The 8,486-nt window shown below is 35.2% G+C and carries 4 protein-coding genes; all 4 read right to left on the minus strand.

From position 1 onward, the window contains the following. Nucleotides 1-92: 92 nt before the first annotated feature. The 4 genes from JGH11_RS05360 to JGH11_RS05375 all read right to left on the minus strand — a co-directional run bounded on the left by JGH11_RS05360 (nt 93) and on the right by JGH11_RS05375 (nt 7,970). On the minus strand, nt 93-1,364 hold the full coding sequence (locus JGH11_RS05360) for a histidine-type phosphatase (RefSeq protein ID WP_201110539.1): 1,272 nt from the start codon (nt 1,362-1,364) through the stop codon (nt 93-95). Nucleotides 1,365-1,469: 105 nt separating this feature from the next. Continuing rightward, the gene (locus JGH11_RS05365) at nt 1,470-3,146 is read right to left on the minus strand and encodes a RagB/SusD family nutrient uptake outer membrane protein (RefSeq protein ID WP_201110540.1); all 1,677 of its coding nucleotides are present in this window, start codon (nt 3,144-3,146) and stop codon (nt 1,470-1,472) included. A gap of 21 nt (nt 3,147-3,167) precedes the next feature. After that, complete coding sequence (locus tag JGH11_RS05370) at nt 3,168-6,092, minus strand: TonB-dependent receptor (RefSeq protein WP_201110541.1); 2,925 nt, start codon at nt 6,090-6,092, stop codon at nt 3,168-3,170. Nucleotides 6,093-6,347: 255 nt separating this feature from the next. Continuing rightward, nucleotides 6,348-7,970 carry a DUF6377 domain-containing protein gene (locus tag JGH11_RS05375; protein ID WP_201110542.1) on the minus strand — a complete coding sequence of 541 codons (1,623 nt, stop codon included), beginning with the start codon at nt 7,968-7,970 and terminating at the stop codon, nt 6,348-6,350. Nucleotides 7,971-8,486: the final 516 nt, after the last annotated feature.

Here is an 8,486-nt window from a genome sequence, read left to right on the forward strand (position 1 = left end):
AAGTAAAAGGCACAATCGGAGTAATATCCGGTCATGCCTTTCTTTATATCATTACCCGATAGGGTAACTCTGTTGATATTGTCTATGATTGATCAATTGAGTAGTTTGCTGTAAAAAGCTTTTAAATCTGTCCAGTTGTAGTAAGGTAAATTATCACTTTTTACAGGAGGAATAAGTATTTCCTTCTCGTTATGTAAGAATTTCACTATTATATTGTCACTACCCTTTTTTTTGAAAAATATTATTTGGATATTTGCTGCCATCGGGCTTACCCTAAAGTCACTCCAAACCTTATAGAAGCTTGAAGGGTCTGATATGCTGTTATAGCAACCATCCAAATGAAGAAGCATTGCGAGAGGAATTATATTACCATCGTGAGCGAATCTGAAATCACCACCTTTACTTTTGGTTGATATAATATTTTCGGCACTTTCTAAGATATTTCTCAACAGGGGTTTTCCGTTATTCATCATAATGCCGCCATTCAACGAACAATTAGCATCATTGACATATAATTTGTAGTTTTTACATTGCCATAAGTCGAATAGTTCTTCATCCATAAATAAGTCATAAAAGGAAATATCTGTTTCTATATTTTGCATTCCTCCGGCTATAGAAGCTAAATTCCACATTACAAATTCGGGATTCACCTTTCGTACTATATAGGTGCTATCGGAAAATAAAGATTTGATTAAACGATCAGGTTTAACATGTTCTTTCTCAAACTTTCGATATTCTTCCTTCCATGTATTTGACGCTGATCTGTAAGCGATTGCTTCTTTGGTATGAAAATTCAGGTAGCGTTGCCATTTAGTTCCTGAATTCCGATCGATGACTAGTGTCGGATTAAATTCTTTTAACCGTTCGCAAAAAGCATCCATACTAAGTACACAACGTACTATAGTAGTAGCACAAGCTGTTATTTTTGCATCATTGGTAAATATACCAGGAAAAGATTTATACATACGTTCTGCAATGTCTCTTTGCTCAGATACCCCAAGAGAAGAAAGATCGCCACCTCTGAATTCGACTTCTTTCCATACTTGTTGCAACCGGCTTAAGACATCTACTCCTAAATCGGTCAACGAATTATTTATTTTTGCATCTTCAAGTAGATTTATTATATCTTTATATTCGCTATCACTAATCAGGTAACGTGAACCATGTCTTCCCAAATGGCTTATATAAAATGGCTCATAACCTTTCGGTATTGGAGTTCCGGCTGTAATATCCTTCGAAGGATAGGCAAAATGAACACCTGCCATTTTATTTTTATTATCAAACAATTCTTCTTTTGTTGTCTGTGCTACTGTCCTAGTAAAAATCAATAGTAGTAATAATAGTAAAAAACAAATATTTTTCATTATCATATCCGGTTTATATAATAAGAAGAGCTTGAAAGTGTCCATATGGAAAGAAAGAGTAAGTGAATATATGGAAACAGACAGCTCTTCTTCAATTTTTTAGTTTTATTGGAAATCTGGGTTTTGAGTTAGGTTCGGATTAACTGTAAACTCTTCCTGAGGAATAGGAAATAATTTAAACTTGTCACTCACGTCTTTACCTATATAATTGTCGGCGGATCCGTCACTACCTTTCCAGTCCCAGTTATTTCCTTTCGTAAATTTTCCAAAACGGATAAGGTCAGTCCGGCGAACTAATTCTGTATGTAGTTCCCTAGCTCTTTCGTCCAGAATAAAATCGAGTGTCAGTTGATTATCTGATATTCTTCCGGATATTCCACTGCCATACTTACCAGACATATATGCTCGATCACGCACTTCATTAATGTAATCCAGTGCTTCGGCTCGTGTTCCGCCTCCACCTCTGAGTATTGCTTCTGCAGCCATCAAATAAGCATCAGCAGTTCGGAACATAGGAAAATCTATAGAAACATATTTAGTTCCTTTCTCAGCAAGAGGCTTCCTATCCTTAGTCATGTTTCTCCACTTTAAACACGCGTATCCGTTATTAAAGTCATTTTGAAAAGCTTTTCCTACTACCCATGTAATCTTGGTATGCCCTATTGTATAGAATTGAGCACGTTTGTCTTTTTTGCTATCTCCCCATGGATCATTTTGATCAAAGATCTGGTCTGCATCTTCGAACTTATTTACCAATTGTGTTTTTACTCGGGCGTTGCCCCATGAATCTGTCATTCCGGTAAAACTACTCATCTTTCCATCTGATAAGGCCTTAATCATAAAATTAGTACCTGCACTATTTGGGGTGTTAACCTCATCTTGTGGCATAGCCCAAATGATTTCCCGACAAGTGTGATTGTCTGCTAAGAATAGATGCCTATAGTCGGCAGCTAACGGGTACTTACCACTTTCAATAACTTTTTTTGCATTTGTATATGCTTTTTGATATTCATTCTTGTCGCCCCATGTCTGAGCGTTCAAATACAGACGTGATAACAAAAACCATGCTGCTACCTGATCTACTCTCGCATACTCGTTAGCTCCCGGAGCTTTTAATTGTTCAGCGACGGCTTCAGTTTCTGAAGCAGCATAGTTATATATTTCCTGACGCGATTTTTGAGAAGGAATTGTTCCCAACGACATAGACTCATCAATAAACGGACCTGAGCCGAAGAGATCACACAGCATCGTGTAGCAATATGCACGAATGAAACGTACCTCTGCTCTATAATATGGTATTTCGTTTTTCATCTCGTCATATAATCCTCTTTCCTTAAGCTTTTCGTCAGTAGATTCTCGTAAAAATTCATTACAATAGCTTATTGACATATACAGCCTATAATACGAATATCGGATAATTTGAGTAGAAGGATTCCAGTTCATGAATAAAAGGTCCCTGCTACCTTGCGAACTCCCCGAGTGAAGGGCTATTCCGTCTGTAGTACAATCCTGTAGATAGAATACAGCACGTGTATAACCGCTATATCCGGTATCCATACCATTGAGGTCACCATCGCTATCCGATCCTTTCTGGGCATTATTTATTAAAGAACCGTAGCATTTTGCTAAAACACCCTTGTATGCTTCGGCTGAAACGTAGACATTATCGCTGGTGAGTATGTGTTTGTTCAAAGGCATAGAGTCCAGATCGCTTAAACACGAACTAAAGAATGGGCATAAAAGGCCTGCAATTAAGATGATATAAATATTTTTTATTTTCATGTTTTGTTCCTCCTTATGATATTAGAATTTTAGATTAAGAGAGAATGTATAGATTTCCGGTCGTTGGTAAATTGAATTGTCTATACCACTAAAAATCTCAGGATCAACCCCGGAATATCCTGTAAAAGTGGCTACATTTTGCGCACTGAAAGCTAAGCGCATTGAGCTTGAAGTATTCCAAAGCTTTCTGAATGTATATCCGAGTGTTATGTTGTCGATCTTAAAGAAAGATCCATTTTCCAAAAAGTAATCGGAAAAATATTGTTCCTGCATAAAACCTCTTTCCATAGCTTTTCTGGAAATATTGCTCGATACTTTCTCCGAACTTATCAAAGAGGTTATAGATTGTTTGGCTTCTTGGTAGTTGAATACATAGTTGCCGAAACTGCCATGACCGTTTATCCCTAAATCCCAATCTTTATAATTTAGACGTGTAGATATACCGTAATAATAGGGCGTATTGGAGCTTTTTCCAGTCATATATTTATTGGCGTCACTTTGTACATCAGTTATTGAGCCGTCTTTTGCCATATATTTTCCTTCCATTGGTTTACCGTTATCGTCATAAGCTTGCTGTAATAAAAAGAACATGTCCGGCATTTCACCTACTTTATGTATCTTAAGATTATTTCGGCTGACTCCTCCTGCATTTACCCAACTATCTTCGCGATCAATCGTGTTCAATTTTGTAATTTTAGACATGCTATATGTGAAATTACCGCCGACAGACCATTCAAAATCTTTTGTTTTGACAGGTATGGCATTTATTCCAAGTTCAAATCCATGACCTTTCATATTACCGATATTGGTGGCAAGGCTATTTGTGAAATTACTACCTGCCGGGAATGCAATTTCGTTCAGTAAATCTTTTGTGTATCTTTTGTATAAATCGAACGTACCTGAAATACGGTTATTCAGAAAACCATAATCAATACCCACATTGTAGGTAGTGGTAGTTTCCCATTTAATGTTAGGGTCGTATCCGTTAGGACGATACATATTAACCCACTCATTACCGAATAAATAGCGTGCATTGTCGGTGGAAATAGTATACGTTCCTAAATAAGGGTGATATCCACCTATAGCCTGTTGTCCGGTCTGTCCGACACTTAGCCGTAGTTTCAAATCGGATAATGGTTTAAACCCTTTTAGGAAACTCTCTTCCGTTAGGCGATAGGCTAAAGCTGCTGAAGGAAAATATCCCCAATGGTTTTCAGGCGCAAAACGAGAGGTTGCGTCAGCCCTAAGAGTAGCAGTAAATAGTAATTTTTGTGCATAGGAATAGTTTAAGCGGCCAAAAAACGAAATGAGGTATAAATGGTCTTCATCCGGTATAGAGTTATCCTCTACATCTTTTACGATTGTTTCGGAATCGTTGCGATACCAGAATTTTTGCCATTCGTAGCCGCCCATAACACTAATATTATTTTTATCATTAATGTCTTTCGTATAATTGATATAAGAGTTGAACAAATAGTTTTTGTTTTCACTCTCCGACCAGTATATTTTACCTCGCCCATCGTTTCTGTTGGACGTATACATAGAGGGTGCTAAATCGGGAATAGTTTCGTCATAAGTAGATCTTCGAATATCGTAACCAAGATTAAGGTGTAATTGTAGATCTTCAAACCCATGAATCTTATAATCAAGAGCAACACTACCTATCGAACGTTTTGTAACATCGAGCTTATCGGGAAGCATAAGATCTGCAACAGGATTGCTAGACGCAAGTGTTATAGGCTTATCTCCATTCATCCACATATAGTAGCCCAAGCCCATATTTCCTTCATAATTTTCATATACCGGACGAGTAGGGTCGAAGAAAGTTGCTGCTCCAATTGTACCTGATGAAGCTGGTTTGCTACGTTCGATACTTCCTTTAAGATTAAGGTCGATAGATAAGTGTTTATCCAATAATTTGGGAGATAATGCTATATCTCCGCTGAAACGCTGATAATTATCTTCTTTCAGTATTCCATCTTGATTGATGTATCCTATCGAAATACGATAAGGTATTTGTTTTGTATTTCCGCTTATCGATAAGTTGTGGTCCATACTGAATGCAGTTCTATAAATTTCTTTTTGCCAATCTGTATTAGCTGTTCCAAGTTGGAATCCTTCCGGTATATTCGCCTTTTCTTGAAATGCGGTTCTGTATTCATCAGCGGATAATACATCATAATACGATGGAAGTTTGCTCACAGTATAATTTGAACTATAGTTTATATTAGGTTTCGATTGTGTTATACTACCCTTTTTAGTTGTAATGATAATAACACCATTAGATGCACGAGATCCATAAATGGCAGTTGCCGATGCATCCTTAAGAACTGTGAAAGATTCTATGTCATTTGGGTTGATAGAACTTAAGGGAGCGCTATTGGCAACAGGTAATCCATCTATAACTATCAGAGGATCCTTTGTCGCAGAAAGAGAGGCCCCCATACGGATACGTATTGTACCGGTACTGCCGGGTCTTCCGTCACCCGGAACAATATTTACTCCTGCGACCTTGCCTATTAAAGCATCTTGTGCTGTAACTTGCATTCCTTTATTCATTTCGTCAGGCTTTATCGTTGTTAACGATCCTGTTATATCTCCTTTCTTTACCTGCCCGTAACCAATAACTATTACTTCATTGAGCAATCCTTGATTCTCAAGCAGAGTAATGGAAAGTTTGTTTTTGCCACTGATTGGTATTTCCTGAGTTTCAAAACCGACATAACTGATTATCAAAACGGCATCATAAGGAGCGTTTATCTTAAAAAAGCCATCTATATCTGTAGTTGTTCCATTAGTAGTTCCTTTGACTACAACATTAGCTCCAATTATTACCTCTTTTTCTTGATCCAGGATTTTGCCCTCGACGAGAATATTGTTCGATGTTTGGGCATGAATACTTGAATGAATTAAGATACTCATAAGAAGAATGAATATCTCTTTCATCGGTTTCCTTTTAAATTTGCATTTCATGGTTTTTTAATAATAGATTTAATTAAACTTCTCAGGAAAGTAGTCATAATTGAGAGTTACTTTCAACTGAGTTTATGTTGAGCAAAATTATTATCTATTATTTCAGATCAGATATGTAGGGAGATACGGTGAGTAGATCCCTTTTAAGGTTATATTTCTTATATGTAGAGTGTTATGTGTTTTTGTCTGATTCAAAAAAGTAGATGAAAACATATCTTCAGGGAGATTCTATTTGCCAATTTTTTGGATTAAACTTGCGAAATCTTCCTTTGATACAGCTAGCTTATTATGAACTTTCAACTTGTAGTTATATACTGTTTGTGGAGAATAATGAAGGAAATTTGCAATCTTACTACTATCGTTAATACCCAATCTGATGAGTGCGAAAACTCTAAGTTCCGGAGTCAATATGTCTTCACTTTTCGGTATAATATGTTCGTCGTCTCTAAATAAAGCATTGAATTCTTCAACAAAGTTTGGATACAGATTTAAAAAAATGACATCGAAATTGCGGAAAAATTCTTTCAATTCATCTGATACCAATGACCCGGAATTAGTGGTTTTTAGGGCCTCATCTATTTTTCCCGCTTTCAATTTTCTGTTTATATTGATCCGATATGTCTCCATTTTGTCTATATAGCTAGAACACAGATGGAAAACATAACCGATGTATTCTTCCTTTACTAGATTAGATTCGGAAAGTTTTTTGTTCAGTTCATTCAGGTGTGTGTTCATATGCTTTACTTTTTCATACATATCTTTTATGCGCTTTCTTGCTTGAGAAAGCTTTCTCAGTTGTTTGTAGATGTATATCAGAGAAATTATAAGCACAATTGATAATATAGAAATAAGGGCAAGATATTTTTTTAGATTGTCTTTTTCCTGTGTAACTTTTTTGTCATATGCGGCTACTATTATAGGTAATGTTTCGGATATTTCCAGAGTTCTGAAGCGGGCTTTACAAAAAGTCGCATCTTCCATAGAACATTTTATATATAAATATGCTCTATCCAAGTCCCCTTCTTTATATAGGATTACTGCCAGTTTTCGCAAAGAAATGTAGCTTTTTACTGCTCTTCGTATATCTGATATAGCCGATATTGTTAAATATTTTTTTTGCTCTTCAATATTTCCTAGCTTTTCATAAATTTCGGAAAGACCGTACGCCAATGAGCCAGCTATAGACTCATTATTTTGGTTTTCTCTATATCGGTCGGTCATAATAGATAAAGCATCTTTGTATCGACCTAATTCTATTAATTTCCCATTCTTTATGAGGTGGTATGTTACAGTTTGAGGATCATTTACCTGCAATAGTGAATCTTTATAAAGACTAACTAAATGTTCATAGTGCTTTTTCTCTTTCTGTGATAAAGAATTTCCAAATAATAATGAATATGTAGAATGGTAGAAATGATAAATGTAAGGTAGCTGATCTTTATTTAATCTATTTCTATCTATTTCGTCTGCAATATCAAAAGCTTCTTTATACATACCCATTATACCCAAAATCTCAGCAATATTCATTTTTGCCGTGTATTGATATTGTGTATTTTCCAGACCCAAAGCTATATCATATTTCTTGGTCGCCATAAAGAGGGCTGAGTCCATATTATAATTTCTATACTCTTTGTACAAACTGTGATAGATGTTATATGAATTTTCTAAATTGAGATTTTGAGTAAGTTTGGTTTTAAGGCTATCTATCTGCAATTCTTTTATTTTGTTAAATTGAGTCCGGTTTTTTATTGTCTGATCCAGTTCATTAAGAAGAGAATCTAACTGATTCTTTGATCCAAACATAGATAAAGAAATGAAAAAAGATAATAACAATAAAAATGAATGTTTCATGTAATATAATTTAACTGGAGGCAATCTTTTTATAAACAGAATCACAAATCCAAGCTTACTAAATGGAATTAAAGTATTAGAGACAGTTGACAGCCGCCTGCAACCAATATAGAAAGAAATATGCCGCCACGTAAAGTGTTGTTTATAGATTAGAGTTACACAAACAAGAGACTTATTACTGTTTGTACTGTATTTTTACGATACAAATATAATATTTCATTTCATACCATTTCATATTTCCATTCATATTTCATGTGTTATTATTCTTCGGTTTCAAATAAATAAAAAGTGGTATTTAATATTAAATAAATATCTTTTCATTTTGGCCTAGAAGAATAGGGGAGATAGATGATTTTAATAAAAAGCGTTGAGTATTTGATATGTATAATCATATAGATTACTTAAAATAGACTGTTTATTTATGGTGTTATAGATGTAAAGTTTACTATATGTTTATAAATAAGAAAAGGTTGTCATCACGACAACCAATCTTCATTGTTAACCTTAAATCTAATA

The organism is Dysgonomonas sp. Marseille-P4677 (genome assembly GCF_016652235.1).
Taxonomy (GTDB): domain Bacteria; phylum Bacteroidota; class Bacteroidia; order Bacteroidales; family Dysgonomonadaceae; genus Dysgonomonas.

What these genes read in the sequence shown, in the direction of transcription:
- JGH11_RS05375 (WP_201110542.1), bottom strand. Translation starts at nt 7,970, where the DNA reads ATGAAACATTCATTTTTATTGTTATTATCTTTTTTCATTTCTTTATCT.
- JGH11_RS05365 (WP_201110540.1), bottom strand. Translation starts at nt 3,146, where the DNA reads ATGAAAATAAAAAATATTTATATCATCTTAATTGCAGGCCTTTTATGC.
- JGH11_RS05360 (WP_201110539.1), bottom strand. Translation starts at nt 1,364, where the DNA reads ATGAAAAATATTTGTTTTTTACTATTATTACTACTATTGATTTTTACT.
- JGH11_RS05370 (WP_201110541.1), bottom strand. Translation starts at nt 6,092, where the DNA reads ATGAAAGAGATATTCATTCTTCTTATGAGTATCTTAATTCATTCAAGT.